This window comes from Pseudanabaena sp. PCC 7367 (assembly GCF_000317065.1).
In the GTDB taxonomy this organism is placed as follows: domain Bacteria; phylum Cyanobacteriota; class Cyanobacteriia; order Pseudanabaenales; family Pseudanabaenaceae; genus Thalassoporum; species Thalassoporum mexicanum.
Map to the genome: position 1 here is coordinate 3,016,632 of NC_019701.1, position 22,125 is coordinate 3,038,756.

Consider the following 22,125-nt stretch of genomic DNA (forward strand, 5'->3'; position numbering starts at 1 on the left):
TCTATCACCTCAATTATCATCCTGGGATTGATGTCGTCCAATCCGCTCTAGATCACGCTTGACTTCAAAACACAATTCCCGATTGCGTGGATCAGTGGTTAAAGCCTTATTTAAGTACAGTTCGGCTTTTTTGAAGTCCCCCTGCATGAGCAAATCACTACCCCAACGATGATAGGATACCGCTTGCCAGTGGATTACTTCCGGTGAGGTAGAAAATTTCTCGCGCATTCCCTCCGCCACCGCGATCGCTACCACATACTTTTTCTGCTTGAGCAAATCCTGCAATCGTCTCAGGGTATCTGACTTTAGTTTGACCTCGGGGTCGATGTTGCTGCCATTACTGCTGCCAGGTGTAGTTCGTTTTTTGTTTTTGCCGCCATTAGCACTAGATTTGCGATATTTGCGTTTAGCAGCATTGGCAAACCATTGGGCACGCCTTTCTTTGGTGGTTTGTTTGGTCTCTTGCGATGGTTTGGGCGGAGCTGTTTTTGGTGGTGGTGGCGGTGGCCGATGACCAGCATTGGTCTTTTGATTGGGTTGAGCGTTTCGTGCGTGGGAACGTTGGGTGTGATTATGGCGATCGGGATTGGCAGTACGATCGCTACGATCGCTATGATGGGCTGTCCTGACCTTTACTCCTGCCTGGGGCGATCGATGCGGGCGGATGGTGGGCTCATTGCCAGTATTCTTGAGCAATTGATAGGCTTCTTGCACCAGTCGAAACTTATCCGCCGCCGTGGGATCATCACGATTGATGTCAGGATGGTATTTACGCGCCAAACGCCGATACGCTGTCTTGACATCGTCCAGAGAAGCGTTGCGGGGTAATCCTAATACTCGATAGCATTCAAATTGATGCATATGGTAAATGCATACTGGCCAATAAGTTGGGATCGGCGATCGGCTGGCTTAAATCAGCTATTTATAGCTAATAAATCCGTGATTAATCTAATTGCACCGCAAGACCAGCAAGTCCTGCGTAAACAAAACTATACCCAGACATGCCAGGCACTTTAGTAAATTTTATTATTTGTATTGTTTTTACACACGATCGCTTAATAATGCAAGCTCCGATCGAAGCAGATCTGCGATCGGCGTAATTTATTTAAAAATTAAAATTAAAAATCATGTAGGCTCGTCTGGTTTTTTGCGCACCGCATAGCTACCCTTGGGGGTGTCCCGCGATCCTTTATTTTGCCGCACCAGCCGTTCAAAATAATCCAAGGCCTTTTCTTGATTCTCAAACTCTTGAATCACATGCACCTTACGCCCGCGCTGCATCCTCAAAACTACTTGAAACATACCCAATCAAACCCACCAGTCCACAACAATCACTGTAATTTAACCGCTTTACAGTTATTAAGCTCAACCGCTTACACCTGTATTTTTATAAAATCTAAATCTAGGCTTGGTATTTCTTCGGACGGGATTAGACAATTACCCACGATCGAATTGCTTAGATTTAATCACACATTTACAAACAAAACATCTAACATCTAGTCCTGGCAGCTTGTGCATTTACTAGTATATTTAAAAGCTCAGATTTAGATATATTAGATATACCTAATCCACACCAGAGTTTAGGGAAATATAACCTAAACTTACTATTCAAGTCCAATTTGAGCAAGCTGAAGTATCAATAATAGTTTGATTAATCATTCCCTGCGATCGAATTGTTTCAGCATTGCTTGAAGATTTACGCCAATTTCATGTCAACGCTATGTCAGCTATTCCATCCCCTGATTTGTCCTGGCGACTGATTCCCTATCAAAATGCAGCAGCGGGTTTGAATATGGCGATCGATCGCTATTGCCTAAATGCGGCGACTCAATCTATTCAGGTTAACGATGATTTAGAACCAAAGCGGGAGAATGATCGAGCTGTAAAGGATATCAGTAGGGCTGAAACAGGGCGATCGATGCTCCGTTTTTATGGTTGGCAGAGGCCGACAATCTCGCTTGGTCATCACCAGCGGCGCATTCCTGAGCATTGGTCCGAGCTAGCGCAAGAGTTGGATTTAGCGATGGTACGTCGTCCCAGTGGGGGGCGGGCGGTGTTGCACCACCATGATTTAACCTATGCGATCGTGACCAGGGCTCCATTTCCTAACCGCGACCAAACCTATCGCCATATGTGTGAGTTTTTAATTAAGGGATTGGCCAAGTTGGGGATTGAAGTGAATTATGGCGCGGCCAAACGTAACTATATGCATAATCCCAGTTGTTTTAATACGGCCACCAATGCCGACCTGGTGGTGGCGGATGGGCGCAAGCTGGTTGGTAGTGCCCAGGTTTATGCTCATGGTTGGCTGCTGCAACATGGCACGATCGCAATTCAACCTGACTATGCGCTATTAGAAAAAGTATTTAGAACTAAGGTGCCGATCGTGGGGGTGGCGGAGCTATTGAAGTGCGAGGCGATCGAGGCGATCGAAGAGAATGCTAATAGTTTAAATCCAAGACATGGAGCGATCGCTAACTCGTCAACTAGTTTATTGACTGATTTACAAGCCAAGCTAATTAAGGTGCTTTCTGGGGCTGCCAGTGAGCATTTTCAGGTTGAATTAGTGTCTGAACCGCTGATGGAGCAAGAAATGGGGACGATCGCCGCCCTTGAGCAAGGCTTTAGTGAGGGTCTATTAGCCCAGTCGATTAGCGTTTGAGCAATCAGATATAACAAATTAAATAACAAATTAAATAACAAATTAAATAACAAATTAAATAAAGTCAAATTAAGTGAGGAAAATAAAAAGACCGTGAGCGTTGAGTTAAAGTTGGGCTTTAATCGTTGTCATCATCTTGTTTACCTGCTGTGACCAGGTGAGTTGTTGCATAAACCCGGCGGCGGCTTGTCCCTTGGCCTGGGCGCGATCGCGGTGATTAAAAATATCTTCCAGTGCTGCCACCGCTTCATCAACCTCTGACTCGCCCCAACCCTCAATACCACGAATATAGTCGGGCGGGTTCACGATCGATCGCTGTGACTGTAACGAATAGCAGTGATTTTGATTAATAATATCCAGGTGTCCTGTATTGGCCGAAATCACAGTAGGAATACCGCAGGCTAAGCATTCCATTGCCACCAGATTTGTGCCCCCCTCACAACGATTTGGGAAAATCGCCGCATCCGCCTCTTGTACCACCCTGGGCATCAGGTAATTGGGTACTATGCCCATGTCAAGGAAAGAACCAGCCGGTAAGCCATTGGCCTGCAACCAGGCGCTAATATTCAAGCGGCGATCGCTACCTACTTCCGGTAGTCCAACCACATTACCTGTGGCTTCAAGCCCACGCATGAACTGCGGCCAGTGATTATGCCAGGCAGTGATCAGCAAGGCTTCGGGATGACGCGCTTGAAAAATCTTGAACGCAGCCACCACAATATCCTGGGCTTTGCGATATTCCAGCTTACCGCCAGAGAAAACTATAAAGCGATCGCGCCAGGCAGTGGATTTGAATGAGATAGGATGGTGCAATGTTGGATCAATGCCTTGCAGCACGGTATGCACATTGTTGATGCCATAACCTTTCAATACCTCCGCATTCCAGCTTGATCCGGCTAGAATCAAATCAAAAGTATTGGCCTTGGCGATCGCTGCCGCGTCTAAATATGTATCTTCAAAGAAAATAAAGCCCACATTCCGATCGCTACCCACCTTGTTCAAATCCGCCCCAGCCAAGTTATTACCCAATGCATGAACAATCGGCACCCCCAGATCAAGTTGCTCCGTACTACTGATCTCAATCACCCGTTGCAGTCGTTGCTGTTGATTGAGGTATGGCTTGAGCAATGCGTAATGTAGCGGATTGATGAACTGTTGATCGAGATTACTTGGTGCTGATAGCAGACAGGGGGCAAACTCAGCGTGGCGAGATAGATTCAGAGCCAGGTTTAGACCAAAGATGCCCCAACCGCTGGTGATGCCGATCGGCCAGCTAATGGCAATTGTCTGCTTATTGGCATTGTGACCGCTAATGATCTGGTTGATCAGATCGGCTTCGGCAGTGTTTTTATTAATTTCGTTAGCTTGATCTGCTGGGGAGGCGGTGGCGATCGATTCAATTGGGGCGATCGTGATACCGATCGGTTCTACGGGCATAACCCTGGGTTGAAGTTGGATTACTTGATTGCTCTGATGATTGCTTTGATGATTGTTCTGATGATTACTCTGATCGGACTGGGAATCGCCAGGATCAAGATCATTATTGGCGATCGGTTCTTGCTCTATTTCTACTTGTGGCTGATCTAAATTTTCTTGAGCTTCTTTTGGCTCAGATGGTTTGGTCGAGCTAGATTGCTGATCTGTTTGTGGCGCTGGCTCTATTTGACTGGTATCGATCGGATCGATCGGCTTGCTTACTTTGACCGGTGCGGATTGTGCGGGCAAAGCTGAGCTTGTTGATGCTTGACTGGGCAGTAGTTCTGAGGACTTTAATGGTTCCAAGGGCGATCGCGCCAATAACTCTGGAGCATTGACAACCTCGCTCAAATTAGTAGCAATGCGCTGGATTAATAGCTGCCAGTCTTCACCATATTCAGCTTGGCGGCAGAGCTTAACCTGTGGATACCAGAGCGTATCTTCAGTTTCCCTTTGCCAGAACCACAATTCCGGCACATAGGGCAGCAACACCCACACTGGTTTGCCCAATGCTCCGGCCATATGCACCGTGGTATTACTAACTGAAATTACCAGATCGACGGCGGCCACTTGGGCGGCAAAATCATCTAAGCTGGCCATCTGATCGATCGCCGGGTCATCAAAGATCTCTACGCCGTGGCGATCGCGCATCTCCTCTAATTTTTCTTGCCAATCGCCATATTGCAAATTAACCAATGTCACGCCTGGTGTAGTTAGGATCGGCAACCATTCTTCCAGTCTAGGCAAGCGTTTAGCACGATTACTACTATGCCAGGAAATGCCAATAATTAGCTTGCGGGTGGATGATTGCTGGTTTGTTTGCTTATTTGGTTGAATTTGATTTGAGGCCAAAGAATCGCGGTGCGGCTTGAGTGACAGATAGCGATCGCGGCAGATTTGAGTCAAACCTGGATCAGCTTGCAAATAAGCTTGGGGCTGGCCAAAACTAGCCCGATCGGGACGCAGCGATCGCCCCAGACTGCCCATCGGCAAAACGGATTTAGCATTCTGGTAACAAAGGCTCACCCGATCAGCGCGGGACACAAATTGCATATTTTCAAGGTGGCCAAAGGAACGACGGAACAGCGGCAATAATCGCTCCTGGCAAGCCACCACCAGGCGATCGCCTAGATTTCTTGCCTCCGCTAGCATACTGGCATAGATAATCTCATCACCTACGCCCTGCTCGCCCAGAATCAGGATTGTTTGATTACTCGGAGTCCCGTCAAATATTGGCAGAGCCAGAAAATTAAGGTAAGCGAAGGTATCACGATTACGATCGCGTAACCGCCATTCATATTCGACAAAACCAGCTTCAAACTTACCCTGCGCCAGCAAGACCAGCCCTAGATTTTCATGGCCGTCTACTGTCTCTGGTTGGATCACGATCGCTTGCCGGAAGTAGGCGATCGCCAGGTCAAAGTCACCACGATAGCGACAGATACTACCCAAACTGAGCAGATCATCATATTCGGGCTTGATCGCCAGAGCTTGTTGATAATGGCTCAGCGCTTCATTTAGCTGGTTGTTTTGCCACAATGCCTGTCCCATATTTTTATGGATTTCTGCCAGGTCGCGCCGCAGCTCCAAAGCTTTGGTTAAATTAGCGATCGCTGGCTCTAATTGACCTTCTTGGCGCAGCAGATTACCCAGATTGTTATAGGCGATCGCAAAATCTGGCTGGAGTTGGATCGCTGTTTCATAGTTGCCGATCGCTTCATTGACAAGCCCTTGCCGTGCTTGCAGATCCGCCAGGTAAAAATATGCCAGTGAGCTAGGTTGTAATTTAATCAGCTCTTGATAACAGGCAATTGCGGCTTCAATCCGATCGAGTGATTGCAAGGTTTGCCCCAAAGCATGACGGGCATCGGTATTTTGCGGCTGACGATCGATCGCGCCTTGATAATAGTGGGCGGCAGCAGCCAGATAACCACCTTCGCGGTAGGCATTGCCCAAATTAAAATACGCACTGGCATATTCTGGATTGATAGCGATCGCCCGATGTAAATAGCCCATACCGCGATCGAATTGCTTTTGCTGGCAGGCAATTATGCCGAGTAGGTGCAAGGCATCAAAATAGTCGGGATGCTGCTGTAAGATTTGCTGGCAGGCGATTGTAGCGTCATGGTGACGATTGGCCTGGAAGTAGGTGATTGCTCGTTTGAAGAGGGCGGCAGCGCCAGAGGATGAAGTGCGATCGCTTCGTTGCGCTTGTTGTTGAATTGTATGACTGATTGTCCAGGCGGCGGCAAATTCCTGGATCGCCTTACTTATTTCTGTAACTACTGCTTGCCAATCACCCGGATTGGGTTGCCGAAATAGCCGCGCCGTCGGATACCAGATACTATCTTTGCGCTCCAGTTGCCAGCGCCAATCGGGGGCAAAGGGCAGCAGCACCCATACTGGTTTGGCCAATGCCCCGGCCAGATGCACCACCATCGTATCGATCGAGATGACTAGATCCAGTTGGGCGATCGCGGCAGCAGTGTCGGTTAAATCCAATAGCCGATCGCTGAGATTCCTTACTCTGGGCTGGTTTGACAATAGCTCTAAATCGGCCGCGTCAAGCTCTTGTTGCAGAATATAAAAATCTATATGCTCCACCTCAAATAGTGATTGAAAGATGGCCAATGGGCAGGAGCGATTGCCACTGGAAGAACTGCGGGAAGTGGTTGCCCAGAAGATGCCAACTTTTAAATTACCTGTGGATCTAGCTAAAGGATCAGGCGATCGTGATCTTCTGCCTCTTGTGGGGGCAATTTCTTGATCAAGCTCTAAATCAAAATCATTCGCAGCCGTTAGATAGGGGACTTGATTGGGAACAGTTGTCAAAGTTATGCCCAGCATATGCGCCAGACTCATCAATGGGGCGCGGAGATCGAAATGGGGGGTAGGATCGCTTGGTAGGGAAACCTGATCAATCCCATCGCAGTTGTTTAATAACCGCGCCAAACCATCATGATTGGCTTTCACCACAATCCGATCGCCCCTTTGTTTAGCGATCGGCACGAAGCGCAAAAACTGGATCGTATCGCCTAAACCCTGCTCTGTATGGATCAGCAGCGTTTTGCCAGGGAAGGGCTGACCATCCCACAAAGGCTGTTTGGGTTCGCGGCTGGGGTCTTGCAATCGCATCGCCTCAGTCTGCCAGCGCCATTCATATTCCCGCAAGCCATTGCTATAGTCGCCACTCAGCAAGAAAGCGATTCCTAAATTCTGATGTGCTTCAGCATAGTTGGGCTTAAGCTCGATCGCCCTGCGTTGGTAGTCGATCGCCGCCGCAAGATCACCCTGCAATCGTTTCAAAACACCCACACACACATAGGCTTGCACAAAAGAATGATTGAGCGCGATCGCCCGTTGATGTTGCTCGATCGCTGCTGTCCATTTCCCTTGCGCGGTTAAGGCCAAACCCAGATGATATAGGGCTTCAACATAGTCGGGTTGAATGGCGATCGCCCGTTCATAGTAATCGATCGCTTGCGCTAATTGTCCCTGCTGTTTATGGATCACCCCCAGATGATTCAGGGCTTGGGCATGATTGGGGTTTTGATTGAGCACCCTTTGATATTGCTCGATCGCTTGCTCTTGTTCACCGATCTGCCCCAGAGCAACACCAAGCAAATAATTGGCTTCAATGTGTTCGGGTTGTTGATTCAGGAATTGACGATAAAGAGCGATCGCTGCATTAATCTGATCAGCCTGGTGGTTGGCGATCGCATTTTTCAGCAGGGCGGCAAGTTCTGGCGTTGTGGCGCGAGCAATTTGCGATTCGGGAGGTGGCTCAGTTGTTGGATCGCCAGGAGCAATATTAATCGCCCTAACTGTTGCCTCAATTTGAACAGGTGAATCAGGTTCTGGATTGTCGGCAGGCTCGTTGCCAGGATCACCACCAATATTAATTGGGTAATTGTAATTACTATTGGCATTGTCATTAGAGTCAATCGTTTGATCTGCGCCGTTATCGTCAAACTCAAGATCCAAACTGCCAGGGATTACATCATCAGGATTATTAATATTCGCATCAGCTTGTGCCCCAGATTGTGCTCCGACCAAATGCTGTTGATTTAAACTATCAAGATCCGGATCGGCATCTACCGCATCGATCGCACCAGATTGATTAACCAGATCGAGCGATTCTGCTAGCGGTTCATTCCTTGATGCTTGCTCAGACTCATAGCCACTATCTACCATCGTTGCAGTTGTAGGTGAAGCGATCGGTGATGCATCAGAGCGATCGTAATTGGTGGGATTGTCTACCTCGTTGCCATCAACTGCGTCAGTTGAATCGATCGAGTTAGACCCATCAGCTATATCAGTATCAGTGGTATCAACGGCATCAACCCTATCAGGTTCGTCAATTTCAATTACTTGATCACCTTTAATTACTTGATCATCAACCGGGATATTCGCAGATAGATCAATTGTATCTATGCCGATCGAATCGTTAGTATCTGTAACATTTGCGGCTAGAGGATGTAGCGGTAGCTCCGGCGTAAAGCGCTCAGGATTAGCGATCAACTGCTCTAGCTCAGCCCTGACTTGAGTGATTACGGGCTGCCAATCGCCAAACTCAACCTGCCGAAACAATCGCATCGTCGGATACCAGGGACTATCATCACGCCCCAAAAACCAACGCCAATCCGGTGCAAAGGGCAATAATAACCACACTGGCTTTGCCATCGCTCCGGCCAGGTGCGCCACCGCCGTATCCACACAAATAATTAAATCTAGTTGTTCAATTAAGGCCGCCGTATCCGCGAAATCCTCAATTCGATCGCTCAAATCGATTACCTTCTCCTGCCAGCCCAATTCTTCGATATCCGCAGCATTACCACCCACCTGCAAGCTGTAAAACTCAATCAGTTGGTTATTTTCTTGAGCATTGCGATCGCTAGCTAATTCCAACAGCGGCGCCAATAATGCCAAGGGAATCGACTTGGCCTCATACTGCCACTGGGAAATATCCACACTTGCGGTATGTCCACTCGCCCAGACAATGCCAATTTTAAATGTTGGTAATCCTGGCCGATCGGCTTGATCTACACCTAAATCTAAACCTAAATTAGGGTGATCGCCCGGTTCAGAATTTGCCCATAGATAGGGAACCTGATCAGGAATAGTGGCCAGCTCAATTCCCAACACCCTCGGTAAACTCATCAACTGAATATAAACATCAAAATCCGGCAGTGGCGCTTGTTCATCTTGCACTAGTTCCAGCCCCTCGATCGTCTGGAATAGCCTCACCAAGGGCGATCGACATTGCAAAATAATCCGGCCACCCTGCGCCAATAGCATCGGCAAAAACCGCACAAACTGGATCGCATCGCCAAAACCTTGTTCCGGCAGAATCAAGATTGTTTTATTGGTTAAGTCTGAACCATCCCAGACTAATTGGGGAAAGTTATGCACGGGCGCATATTTCAAGCGTTGCCGCCATTCATACTCAACCAATCCCTCAGTAAAGTTGCCAAGTTGCAACAATGCCATGCTCAAGCCAAAGTGGGCATTGACATAATCTGGTTGTAGCGCGATCGCCTGACGGTATGCCGCGATCGCCTGATCGGGTTGGGCTTGCTTAAGGTATACAGTAGCCAGGGCATTGTGGGCGCTGACATAATTGGGCTTGGTTTGGATTGCCCGTTGATAAAACTCCGTTGCGGTTGTGAATTGGTAAAGCTGGCTATGGGCTTCCCCCAGGTTGTGATAGGCTTCCGCTAGATTGGGATTGATCGCCAGAGCCTTGTGATAGTTTGCGATCGCGGTTTCTGGTTCCCCTTGCCGCATCTGCGCCGCCCCCAAATTGCAATAGGCATTGGCATAGTTAGGATTCAGGGCAATTGCCTTTTGATAATGGGCGATCGCCAGCCCCAGGTTATCCTGCTCCGCCGCAATTAACCCCAATACCATATAGGTACTGGCATGATTAGGATTATGTTGAAGGGCTTGCTGGCAATTGGCCAGGGCTTCGAGCAGGTTCTTTTGCCGAAATTGGGTCATCCCCAGATTGGCATAGGCATCGGCATAGTTGGGCATCAGCTCGATCGCTCGTTCATAGCTACTAGCCGCTTGATCCAGCAGGTCACGATTGCTCATCACCCCACCCAAACCATTATGGGCTTCGGCTAAGTTGGGATTAAGCTCAATTGCAGCGCGATAGGATTGCTCAGCCTGATCTAACTGTCCGGCGCTGAGTTGCGCATTTCCCAGTGCAACCTGAATCTCGATGCGATCGGGATTTATGGCGATTGCCCGCTCATAACTGGCGATCGCCTCAGTTAATCTGCCCACCTGCCGATAGGCCAAGCCGAGGTAATAATGGGCTTCTTTGTGGTCGGGCTGAAGCTGGATTACTCTTTCATAGCTAGCGATCGCTAAGCCAAACCGAGCTTCCATAAAGAGACTGTTACCCAACTGCAAATGTGCGTCAACCAGGTTGGCATCTGATTCAACTGCCCGTTGATAATATTGTTGCGCTTCCAGCTTTCGTCCCTGAGCCTGCAAAGCTCTGGCCATTAAATAACAGGCGATCGGTTGGTGGGGATTTTGCTTCAGGATTTTGCGACACAGGGCGATCGCTTGGGCAAATTGCTGCTTGGCAATGTGGGTTTCGGCTTGCTGGAGTCTGGTTTCAACTGACATTATGGCTTGCTAGCTACAGTTGACTAGTTGACTAAATGTATGCAACAGCATAACTCCAGTACCAGGGTTTAAGCTACAGCCAATTAACCAGGTTTGAGCAGCCATCGCCAAGCTTAAAATTTGCCAAAGGTACGGTAAGCCGATCTGAATGGGATCGCAATTTGGAGTATCATTAGCACTCGGTTGGGTAGAGTGCTAAACGATTAATAATTACTTGAGTATGTTTTGTTTCAAACCTGCTGAAGTTAATTAATTAACCTGGCAGTTGTGGCTTGTAGTTGCAGCTCTCAGACAATGGCATCGGACAACAAAGATGCGTATTTTAGCTAGCAGTAGCTTAATTAAGCACATCATTTGTGCTGATGGTTTAGCCTCAAAAAACTCGGTAATTCCAACGGTTTCCAGAAATTCAAAAATTTCTATGGTGACTGAATAGTTTTTAAGTATTCAGCAAGTATTCAGTAAGTAATTAAGTAGTTAGGCAAGTTTGTAGGGAGGATATCAACGTGGCATCTGTAACTTTGCAAGGCGGCGCACTCAAGCCCCTGGGCGATCGCGTATTGGTGAAAATTGCAGCCAAGGAAGAAAAAACATCAGGTGGTATTTTCCTACCTGATACCGCCAAGGAAAAGTCTCAAGTTGGCGAAGTGGCTGCCGTGGGTCCTGGCACTCGTGATAAGGATGGCAATCGGATTGCCCCCGAAGTGAGCGCAGGCGATAAGGTGATGTATTCCAAATATGCTGGCACTGAAGTCAAAATCGACGGTGCTGACTATTTGCTGCTCACTGAAAAAGATATTTTGGCGATCGTTGAATAGGGCTGGCCTGAACTAGTTGATCTAAATAGTGAATGTGACCAGTTAAATGCCAGTTAAATGATTGACGATCGCGCTCTTTACCGATGGTTTAGTTAGAAGCTTGGGGCGATCGTTGCCCTGTAAGCGCTCTATAAACTAACTCTCCGGTTACAGGTTGAGACATATGAGACATAGATGAGACATAGAGCTAACCCAGCTAAGAGTCTTCATCACTGCAATCTCACTGTAATCAATTTGTAATCAATTGGTCATCTGCAAGCGATATTTAGATCCGCAGTTAGCGATCAGCCAGCAAAAACAAGGCCAAAAACAAGGCCAAAAACAAGGCAAGTAATCGATCGAGATTTATTACAAATATCCAATATCCAATATCCAATATCCAGATATTGAGTATTCAGGAAAAGTTGACAAGGACTACAAGGACTTAAATTTATGGCAAAGCAAGTCGTATTTGATGAAGAATCCAGACGCGCGCTGGAACGTGGTGTAAATGCGATCGCTAATGCGGTCAGAGTTACGCTTGGCCCCAAGGGTCGTAATGTGGTGCTAGAGAAAAAATATGGCGCACCCCAGATTGTGAATGATGGGGTCACGATCGCCAAGGAAATCGAGCTAGAAGATCACCTCGAAAACACTGGCGCTCAATTAATCCGTGAAGTGGCCTCCAAAACCAATGATGTGGTAGGTGATGGTACGACCACGGCGACCGTATTGGCACAGTCCATGATTCGTGAGGGGCTGAAGAATGTGGCCGCTGGTGCTAATCCCATCAGCCTGCGTCGCGGCATGGAAAAAGCGGTCGAAAAGCTAACCAAGCTAATTGCCGATCGCGCTCAGCCGGTTGATGCTGGTTCTGGTATTACCCAGGTAGCCACCATTTCTTCCGGTAATGATAACGAAGTGGGCGAAATGATCTCCGCCGCCATGGATAAAGTTGGCCAGGATGGCGTAATTACCGTTGAAGAATCCAAGTCAATGGTGACCGAGCTGGAAACCGTAGAAGGGATGCAGTTCGATCGTGGCTATATTTCCCCCTATTTTGTCACCGATCCAGAACGGATGCTGGTGGAATTGGAAAATGCCAAGCTTTTAATCACCGATAAAAAAATTGCTCTGATTCAAGATCTAGTGCCGATCCTGGAAAAGGTTGCCCGTTCTGGCGCTCCTTTGCTTGTGATCGCCGAAGACATTGAAGGTGAAGCCCTAGCTACCCTGGTGGTCAACAAGCTGCGTGGTGCATTGAATATTTCCGCCGTGAAAGCGCCAGGATTTGGTGAGCGTCGTAAGGCCATGCTCGAAGATATCGCGGTGCTAACTGGTGCCCAGGTGATTTCCGAAGATATGGGGCTAACCGTTGATGCGGCCACCCTGGAAATGCTTGGCACTGCTCGCAAGGTAACGATCAGCAAGGACAAAACCACGATCGTGGCCGAAGGTAATAAGGCCGACATTGATGCCCGTGTGGCTCAGATTCGCAAGCAATTGGCGGAAACTGATTCGGACTATGATTCCGAAAAGCTGCAAGAGCGGATTGCTAAGCTAGCTGGTGGTGTAGCTGTAATTAAGGTTGGTGCGGCCACCGAAACCGAACTAAAGGATCGCAAGCTGCGGATCGAGGATGCCCTCAATGCAACTCGCGCTGCTGTCGAAGAAGGGATTGTGCCTGGTGGTGGTTCTACCCTGGTGCATTTGCTCAAGCAGGCGGATGAAGTGACGGCTGGTTTGACCGCTGAGGAAAAAACTGGAGCCGAGATTGTACTTCGATCCCTCGAAGATCCGCTGCGTCAAATTGGCGTAAATGCTGGCCTGGAAGGTAGCGTGATCGTTGAGAAGGTCAAAGAGATGGACATCAACATGGGCTTTGATGCGTTCGAGTCCACCTATGTGGATATGCTCGCCAGTGGCATCATTGACCCGGCTAAGGTAGTTAGATCGGCGATCCAGAATGCTGCTTCGATCGCTGGTATGGTCTTGACCACTGAAGCTTTGGTGGTTGAGAAGCCTGAGAAGAAATCCGCTGCTCCTGCTGATGCTGGCATGGGTGGCATGGGCGGCATGGGTGGTATGGGCGGCATGGGTGGCATGGGCATGATGTAGTGCCTAGAACATCGATGACTGTTTCAGCTTAAATGAGATCTCCGTAAGGATTGCCACTCAAGCTGGATAGCATTAAATTTCAATTGATTTTGAATATTGATTTTGAATAGAGAGAGCGATCGCCTTTTTTAACTGGGATCGCTCTTTTTCCTTTATAGCCATTTCGAGAATCCTAGGCATATTTTTGCCGCAGCGCCGCCTGAGCTTCTTCCCGATCGTCAAAATGAATCTTTTCTGTGCCCAGAATTTGATAATCCTCGTGCCCCTTGCCCGCAATCACAATCATATCGCCAGGGTTGGCCTGCAAAATTGCCATCTCGATCGCCTGATGCCGATCCACCTCGACGATCGGCTGAACTTGCTCAGGGATGCCAGCCAGAATATCTTCTAGAATGCCCTGGGGTTCCTCGGTGCGGGGGTTGTCTGAAGTCACATAAACCCGATCGGCCAACCTAGCTGCAATCTCACCCATCAAGGGGCGCTTGGTGCGATCGCGGTCGCCACCACAACCAAACACACAAACTAGCTCTGCCTGGGTAAATGGCCGCATTGCCCGTAACACGTTTTCTAAACTGTCGGGCGTGTGGGCATAGTCAACCACCACTGTAATATCTTGTTTCTCTTTGCGATCATTACCATCAGTGAGAATCACCTGCTCAACCCGGCCTGGCACTGCCTTGAATTGGGGTATCAGTGCCGCTACTTGATCTAGCTCCATGCCCAGGTGCAAAGCCGTGGCGATCGCCGCCAACAAGTTAGCCACATTAAAACTACCTACTAGCGTAGAGCGCAGATCTACTGTACCGACTGGCGTGTGCAAAATGCCGGTCACCCCAGTGGGGGTATATTGCAATTGCTCTGTATAAAAATCAGCATAAAAATCGGCCGAGTCGTTCTCTAAGCTATAGGTCCAGACTGGTTGCGATCTGGCTTGTAAATCCGTGATTAACCTTTGCCCATAGCCATCATCCAGGTTGACGATCGCCCGACCTGACAGATAAACAGGGTTAAACAGTAGCGCCTTGGCCTGGAAATAGTCTTCAATGTCTTTGTGATAGTCAAGGTGATCCTGGGTCAGGTTGGTAAATACCGCCGCCGCAAAGGTGCAACCACCAACCCGCCGTTGAGCTAGAGCATGGGAGCTAACTTCCAAAACTGCGGCCTTAACGCCATCGTCCAGGGCATCGCGTAGTTTCGCTTGCAGGTCGATCGCAAAGGGGGTAGTGTGGCTGGCCGTATTAATATAATTGGGCCATCTGGCATAGAGGGTGCCCAGCAAGGCAGTGGGTTGTTGGGCGTTGAGCAAGAACTCAATAATATGAGTGGTGGTGGTTTTGCCATTGGTGCCCGTTACCCCCACCAGTTGCATTTTGGTCGCTGGATGATCGTAAAAAGCGGTAGCGATCGCGGCACAAGCCCCAATCACATCTTCTACTACAATTAATCTATCTAACTCAGGTGTGGCGGGATTAGCATCAATCAAATTAGAAATATCTGCTTGCTGGGAAATTATGGCGGCGACTGCCCCTTGCCTGATCGCCTTGAGCGCAAACTGAGCGCCATCTACCTTTGTACCAGGCATGCCAATAAATAAATCACCGGTCTGGCATTGCCGCGAGTCAGTCACCAGGCGATCGATCGCCCCCGCCAAAACCTGGGTGGGAACTGGCCGATCGCCATAACCGCTATATTCAACCCCTGATTTAGCCAGCAAATCTGCCAACAACCAGGTTTTACTGATTCCCTGGCGATCGCTATCCTGTGCTGTTGCGATCGTATTATTGATTTGACCGATCTCGCCCATGTTCAAAAGCCTCGCTTCACCCTAAACAATTACTTGCAATTAACTATAAAAGCACAATCAAAAATGCTAAGCAAAATACCAATTCCTAGATTCAGGCCGATCTAATCTGATTAGCCGTATGTTTTGTAAGTGGCGATCGGTGCAAAACTGCAACATTTCTACACATTCACCAGCGATCGGGTTTTCTGTCATGATGTTAATAAATGCCTGTGCCCTGCCCTGCCAGGTTATTTAATAAACTTAAATTACTGTTTACTGTTGCACTTAAATTAAATTAAGTCTAAGAGAGTGCGCGTTTTGAAGTTAAATAAAATAAGGACTAGCTATGGGTTTTGCTGATTATTCAATTGCGGAAATAGCACAAGACTATAACCTCAAAGTTGAAACTGTGCTTGAACTTTGTCAGCAGCTTGGCATTAACTACCAAGATACTGATACTAAGTTGGCACTCGAAGATGCTAAGGCTGTGATTCTGGCAGCCCAAAAACAGGCATCCTCATCCAGCTAAGCGTAATAGCGATTAAGATCTTGAGCGATTAGATTTTGGCTAATTTAGGTTTGGTTAACTCCCAAATCGAGAGCCCTCGAAAGCCTTGATTAAATTTGTCCCTAATAACCTAAATATCAAGTCGAGCATTCAAATTTATAATCCGATTGATCGGCTGAATCTATAAACTTGACTTGGGCTTGACTTTGTTTTACCTGGTCATAGATCTTGGATTTAGTTGAATTGATCGCCTTAATTTATTTAAGCGCAATAGTAGATCGAGATATTAGAGTTAATATTACAAACGCATTAACGCAGTCATTCATAATTTCTTCTAGATCAGATATATGAGATACATGAGCAAAAACATGTTTAGATATCTTCTGGTGGCGATCGCTACCATATTTATGTCGTGGCAATTATTTACCACTAATGCGATGGCGGCCAATTTTACCGAATCATCTGCCCGCATTGTCAAGCAAAACGATAATCAATCCTATACCCTTTCCAGTGATGAGCTGGCGATCGGTAAAAAATTGTTTAATAGTGCCTGTGCCAATTGCCACGTGGGTGGGATCACCTACACCAACCCTAATGTAGACTTGAACTTACAAACCCTGGCATTGGCTACGCCGCCGCGCGATAGCATTGATAGCCTGGTGGATTACCTGAAAAACCCCACTACCTTTGATGGCGAAGTTGAAATTTCGGAAATTCATCCTAGCCTCAAGAGTACGGAAATTTTCCCGATGATGCGCGGTCTGACCGACGAGCAACTCAAGGATATTTCTGGCTACATCCTCTATAAGGGGCAGTTGGAAGGGATTAAATGGGGCGGCGGTAAGATTTATTATTAACAGCAGTTAATATAAAATTGAGTCGATTGCCTTTGCAAATCTTAATTAGTGATTGCATTGCTTTTTTAGTGAATTATTTCAGTAGTGAACTTCTGAGTGAATATGAATATCAAAACTTTCAAAACATTGGCAAAGCGCCTGAGCGTGATTGCCGTTAGCTTGGTGTTGGCCTTTGGGATCGCCTTTATTGGTGCTAATCCTGCTGCTGCTGATAGCGTGACGGTTAAGATGGGTGCCGATAATGGTGCGCTCAAGTTTGAGCCTAGCACGGTCACGATCAAAGCTGGTGACACAGTCAAATGGGTAAATAACAAAGCCTTCCCCCACAATGTGGTAGTAGACGGCCATAGTGAACTATCCCATACCAAGTTGATGATGAAGCCTCAGCAAGAAGTAACCAGCACCTTTGATGAGCCTGGTACCTATGACTACTATTGTGCTCCTCACCGTGGTGCTGGCATGGCTGGCAAGGTGATTGTTGAGTAATTGCTAGTTTTTAATTAGGAACTTTGTGACGATCGATCGCTAGTCTAAAATTCTGTTTCGCACATTGCGATCGACTCAATCAAGCCTTAACTTTCAAATCTTTCAAATAAATAAAGATTAATCTATCCATCTAGCTTGCAGCCGTTCTGCTCTGGGTGGATAGTTTATTTTTAAATGCTAGGTAGCTAGGTATGGCGCAGTAACTAGATCTGGCGGGTAACTGAGAAGCTGCGCCCTAAGGCTTTACAGCTATGATAGGTGGAGCTTACTCCTGGTTGCTACTGCCTATCTACTTAGTTAGATGCCAGAGAAGTTAAGCAGCTTCTTGCTGATATGGCTTGAATTTAGACATACTGCATTTTGGTTAATTGAGAAATCGAGGATACTATGCCATACGTCAATGTGCAGATTACCCGTGGTGCAAGTCGATCGCAAAAAGCGGAAATAGTTAAACAAATCACCAACACCCTGGTTAGCACTCTGGGTAAGCAACCGGAACATATTCACATTGTGATTCAGGAGATTGAAGAAGAAGACTGGGGTTTTGCAGGGCTGCTTACTGACGATTGGAAAAAGCAGAATCAATAAACGTAGCATCCAGATATTTAAATTCGTCAGGCAATACTTATAACGAAAACTATAGATACTAATAGCTAGTTATTTTTTACAATGGATCTCTGTTATTTGAATAAACACACTTGCTAAGGGGCTATGCCTTGAGTTGTGATGGCCAAAATTACCAAAGATCAGCTATTCCAAAAATTGAGTAGTGGTGATGATTTAACCGGTTTTGATTTATCCTGGATTGACCTCCATGAGGCTAATTTGGTGGGGGCAAATTTAAGTGGGGTAAATCTGGAAGGAGCCGATTTATATAATGCTAATTTAGCCCAGGCCAATCTCTCGGAGGCTAATTTGTATGGCGCTTATTTATATGGCGCAAACTTGGAGGGGGCAAACCTGAGTAAGGCAAACCTGACGCGAGCTGATTTAGAGGCAGCAAATTTGCTCAATGCGAATTTAACCGATACTAATTTGATTGGGGTGAACCTGCGCGAAACCAAGAAGGATTTTTGATTTGCAGGCTGGTTGATGGTGATGCAATTTTCTGGGCTTATGTATGCATGAGTATATATACATAGCCTGTCCGTATGAACGGAATGGGGGAAGTTTGTGGGTTAGTCAACGAATTATGATTTGCTCACAATCCTTAAACTAGCTGCGCTCGGCAACCCTGCTGAGTCTTTTTTTGCCTGATTAGATATTATTTGGTATTTGGGATTGATGGGATTAATTTGATGAGAGGGGCAGAATCAAGCGACTAAGGATACGGTTATCTTCTAATTTGTAGAGGGATAACTCACCACCAGCTTCCTGCATCAGGCTTTGGCAGATGGCTAAGTGCAATCCAGGCGGTTGATCCAAAATTGTGGAAGTGAGTAGATCGCCGCTATGGCCATCGCGCAATGCATCTAATAGTTGTTGATCGATCTCACCAGAATCGGTAATTGCCAGCTCTAGGGAACTCTCATCCAATTGCCGACACCACATATCAATCCGGCCACCCACTTCCGATCGCCCACAGGCAAACAGCAGCAGCTCATTGAGGATCATTTCAATCTTGGCAATATCACCGCCGACGATCGCATTGGCCTGATTATGCACCTGCGACCACAACTGACGCTGCTTAACTAAGGCATCAACCCGCTCCAGCGATCGCTTAATCAAACCAGCCAGCGGTGCAGTTTCATAGGTGGGGCGAAGTCGCCATTGTTCTTTGCGGATAATCTGTGGCAAAGAAGACATCGAAGCTTGCAGTTGCTTGAGCGATTGTTGCATCCGCATACTGCCCACACTGTTGCCACTGCCGGCATCAAGCTGAATCAAGCGTTGCACCCCACCACCTACCGATCGATACATATCTTCGATCCGGCGATGTTTATACCAGTTCAGCCGCTCTAATTCATTGCGATTTTGATGCAGTTTTTCAACCAAAACAATATGACGACGAGTCCAGGCCAACTGATTAGTGAGTATATTAAAGGCTTGCAAATGGCGATCGAGCCAGCGTCGTCCCGGCTTATCGGCCACCAGAATCATCCCCGTTGGCTGATGGTCAGGCGTAGTGCGTAATACCATCGTCAGGATTTGGCCAATTCCTGGCGCATTCAACCAGTCCAGGGTTTCGGCTGGGAGATCATGCACACTCAAGGGCAAAATCCCTTCAGTTTGGGTCGTCCATTGCACGAGTGGATCGCTTTCTACTGCCAGCACCGCATCTTTGACCCGCAACTTAAACTGATCGGCACTCCCAAAGGTGGCGGCAATCTGACCACCAATACGACCAGGAATCCAGGTCACCAGAACCGCCAGCGGTGCCTGCATGATCTGCGACATCAATTGCACCACCATCGGATTAAGCTTTTCGATCGTATTGGCCTGTTGAAGTGAAACGAGGCCAAACTGAGTGGCTTGGTGGAGCTTCTGGCGTTCGTCGGCTTGCTTTTGTAAGTTAGCCTGGTGGGAGATCAAGCCCACTTGCTGAGCCACGGCTTGGACTAATTCTCGCTCTGGACGTGACCAGGTGCGGGGTGATTCATGGCCGACTGCCAACAGACCTTCCAAGGGTTTACCGATCGCCGTACTGCTGATCATCATCGATCGCACTTCTAGTTCCAGCAAGCTCGATCGCCAGGTCATAAACTTGAAGTCACTTTCAACATTTTCCACCATCACGGTTTCACTAGCCTGCTCCATCATCTGGCGATCGACATCGGCTAGCTCTGTAAAGTGCATTGGTAGGGGGCGGCGGTTTTTAGGATGATATTGAAAATGGACATCAAAGCATTCAGTATCACGGTTATAAACCACAATCCAGAATCGTTCGGCATTTAAGCGCTGACACAATTGGTTGGCCGCATGGTCAAGGGAGTCTTCCCAATCGTGATCGCTATAGATGGCTCTGGCGATCCCAGCGGTTAGCATTTGGTCAGAGGCGATCCGCTCCACTGCCGCTTCCATTTCCTCCAGGGGAGCTGCCATTGCCAAGAGCTGCGCCACACCCTTAGTAAAACCACGCTCATCTTCAGTCCACAGCCTGGGTTCGTCGCTTTCAACACACAAAAAACCAACTAGCTCTCCTTGAAATACGATCGGCGCGGCAATCATGCCAATACAACCAAATTGCTCCAACACGCAGGAGCTAATATCCCCTTTGGTCATTGACTGGGCATCCACCACCACCACCAACTCATCCTTAGATAGAGCCTGATACATGGTTGGTGCATTTTGGACGGTGATCCCAGCGGTATTATCGTTCCGAGCGCTAACCATTTTGCGCTGGCGATTGACGGCTCTGCGCCAAAAATAACGATGCTCGCGCTCAAACCAGTAAACACTGGTGCGATTTGGCATCACAAAACTATGGGTGACCTCCACCACCGCATCGATCCGCTCGGCCAGGGATTGCAGATTGCGCAACCCGTCCAGCAAGCCCAGCAAAGGTTGATCCGGGCGCTTGGTTTGTTGGGTTTGCCAATCAGTTTCAATCCGTTGCAAGCTGGCCGCCAAACCACCAAACAACATGGAAAAGCGGGCTTTTTCGTCGGGGCGGGGGGAAATGTTCCACAGGTGCGAACCCAGGATCGCCACGCCGAATGCGGTTTCATTATGATAAATTGGCCAGAACAGAGTGCCCTGAATCTCAAACTTGCGTGCCACCTTACGCCAATCACCACTGCGACTTTCTTGCCTAAGATCGGGGATGCCCAGAGGTTTGCGCTGCAAAATCACCTGATCGAGGCAATCGCCCGGTTCTAGGGCAAATCTTTCCTTCAAAAACTTAATTTCACCGGCTGGAGTAGATCCACCTTTGCCCACCAGACGATGATTGGCGCGATCGTAGAGTCCCACCCAAACCAATTTGTAATCAAAATTGTCGCGTAAGTAGTCAATCGTAGACGCAATCAAGTTGTCAACATTTTCTTCCTCACGCAAAACTTGCATGACGCGCCCAAGGTTAACAAATTGCCGATCCGCAGGATTGGATCTTGCTTGACTCATACGCTGTGACCTTCTATTCCCCTAACCGGCATCATGACTAAACTAAAATTTTTTAATGTCTAGCTATTGGTCTGGTGATATCAAATTATTAATTCTCAAATTCTTGATTGATAATCAAGCTACCCGCAATTTCAATATTTACTAACTATTTCTATCTATTTCTATCTATTTCTATCTATTTCTATCTATTCGGTGGTGGCTCCACATTTAAATTTGGTTACAGGAACAATACTTGGTTACAGGAACAATACTTGGTTACAGGAACAATACTTGGTTACAGGAACAATACTTGGTTACAGGAACAATACTTGGTTACAGGAACAATACATTTTAGCTATTTAGAATAGAATAAATCAATAAAATTAGCGTGTTAGACACTATGGCTTAATGCAAAAAGCTTGGTTAAACCTAATTATGTTACTGGACGTTAACTTAACCAGATTTTGCCATTGCTTGTCGATCGGTAGCGACATAGCGGTAAAGATTTTAGCAAATAGAGCTTAAGCCAGCCACAGTTTCATCATCATATCAGAGTCACTGATGTGATCATGGTTACATCGTTTTATTAGCCAGGGATTCAATCACCCCATTGAAACTATTGAACCTATTTAATATCTGTGTTGAGATATTTAGCTAGTAGAAGTTACCACAAATCTAAGCAATGCGCCTTGATCCTGATTAGGGAAAGACGATCGAAAAGATTGTAAATATTGCCTATTAGTCCCCATGTCGCC

13 protein-coding genes are annotated in these 22,125 nt (G+C 47.4%); 8 read left to right on the plus strand and 5 right to left on the minus strand.

The features are described 5' to 3' along the window. Positions 1 to 9 precede the first annotated feature (9 nt). Together PSE7367_RS11960 and PSE7367_RS22490 are read right to left on the minus strand one after the other, a co-directional pair. Positions 10 to 861, minus strand: coding sequence for a J domain-containing protein (locus PSE7367_RS11960; protein ID WP_015165606.1), 852 nt, complete (start codon positions 859 to 861; stop codon positions 10 to 12). A 264-nt stretch (positions 862 to 1,125) separates the two neighbouring features. After that, entirely contained in the window at positions 1,126 to 1,302 is a 177-nt protein-coding gene (locus tag PSE7367_RS22490) for a hypothetical protein (RefSeq protein ID WP_015165607.1), read from the minus strand. Between the two features lie 418 nt (positions 1,303 to 1,720). On the opposite strand from PSE7367_RS22490, the gene PSE7367_RS11965 reads away from it, so the two are divergent. Further along, a complete protein-coding gene (locus PSE7367_RS11965) occupies positions 1,721 to 2,662 on the plus strand; it encodes a lipoate--protein ligase family protein (protein WP_015165608.1) in 942 nt (313 codons plus the stop codon). A 105-nt stretch (positions 2,663 to 2,767) separates the two neighbouring features. Here PSE7367_RS11965 and PSE7367_RS11970 read toward each other — a convergent pair whose 3' ends face one another. Continuing rightward, the gene (locus PSE7367_RS11970; RefSeq protein WP_015165609.1) at positions 2,768 to 10,780 is read right to left on the minus strand and encodes a tetratricopeptide repeat protein; all 8,013 of its coding nucleotides are present in this window, start codon (positions 10,778 to 10,780) and stop codon (positions 2,768 to 2,770) included. Between the two features lie 506 nt (positions 10,781 to 11,286). Here PSE7367_RS11970 and groES point away from each other — a divergent pair. Then, positions 11,287 to 11,598, plus strand: a complete 312-nt coding sequence (gene groES / locus PSE7367_RS11975; RefSeq protein ID WP_015165610.1) for a co-chaperone GroES — start codon at positions 11,287 to 11,289, stop codon at positions 11,596 to 11,598. 432 nt (positions 11,599 to 12,030) lie between these two features. Then, positions 12,031 to 13,695, plus strand: coding sequence for a chaperonin GroEL (gene groL, locus PSE7367_RS11980; RefSeq protein ID WP_015165611.1), 1,665 nt, complete (start codon positions 12,031 to 12,033; stop codon positions 13,693 to 13,695). A gap of 172 nt (positions 13,696 to 13,867) precedes the next feature. Here the strand turns inward: groL and PSE7367_RS11985 are convergent, their stop codons facing one another. Next, positions 13,868 to 15,499, minus strand: coding sequence for a UDP-N-acetylmuramoyl-L-alanyl-D-glutamate--2,6-diaminopimelate ligase (locus PSE7367_RS11985; protein WP_015165612.1), 1,632 nt, complete (start codon positions 15,497 to 15,499; stop codon positions 13,868 to 13,870). A gap of 325 nt (positions 15,500 to 15,824) precedes the next feature. Here PSE7367_RS11985 and PSE7367_RS11990 point away from each other — a divergent pair, with 325 nt between their 5' ends. The 5 genes from PSE7367_RS11990 to PSE7367_RS12010 all read left to right on the plus strand — a co-directional run bounded on the left by PSE7367_RS11990 (position 15,825) and on the right by PSE7367_RS12010 (position 18,406). Then, a complete protein-coding gene (locus tag PSE7367_RS11990) occupies positions 15,825 to 16,007 on the plus strand; it encodes a hypothetical protein (protein ID WP_015165613.1) in 183 nt (60 codons plus the stop codon). A gap of 347 nt (positions 16,008 to 16,354) precedes the next feature. Further along, a complete protein-coding gene (psbV, locus tag PSE7367_RS11995; RefSeq protein WP_015165614.1) occupies positions 16,355 to 16,843 on the plus strand; it encodes a photosystem II cytochrome c-550 in 489 nt (162 codons plus the stop codon). 108 nt (positions 16,844 to 16,951) lie between these two features. Further along, a complete protein-coding gene (gene petE, locus PSE7367_RS12000) occupies positions 16,952 to 17,329 on the plus strand; it encodes a plastocyanin (RefSeq protein WP_041699638.1) in 378 nt (125 codons plus the stop codon). Between the two features lie 387 nt (positions 17,330 to 17,716). Next, positions 17,717 to 17,917 (plus strand): tautomerase family protein, encoded by a 201-nt coding sequence (locus tag PSE7367_RS12005; RefSeq protein WP_015165616.1) that lies wholly within the window; start codon positions 17,717 to 17,719, stop codon positions 17,915 to 17,917. A gap of 138 nt (positions 17,918 to 18,055) precedes the next feature. After that, the gene (locus PSE7367_RS12010; protein ID WP_015165617.1) at positions 18,056 to 18,406 is read left to right on the plus strand and encodes a pentapeptide repeat-containing protein; all 351 of its coding nucleotides are present in this window, start codon (positions 18,056 to 18,058) and stop codon (positions 18,404 to 18,406) included. 213 nt (positions 18,407 to 18,619) lie between these two features. Here the strand turns inward: PSE7367_RS12010 and PSE7367_RS12015 are convergent, their stop codons facing one another. After that, complete coding sequence (locus tag PSE7367_RS12015; RefSeq protein ID WP_015165618.1) at positions 18,620 to 21,391, minus strand: sensor histidine kinase; 2,772 nt, start codon at positions 21,389 to 21,391, stop codon at positions 18,620 to 18,622. Positions 21,392 to 22,125: the final 734 nt, after the last annotated feature.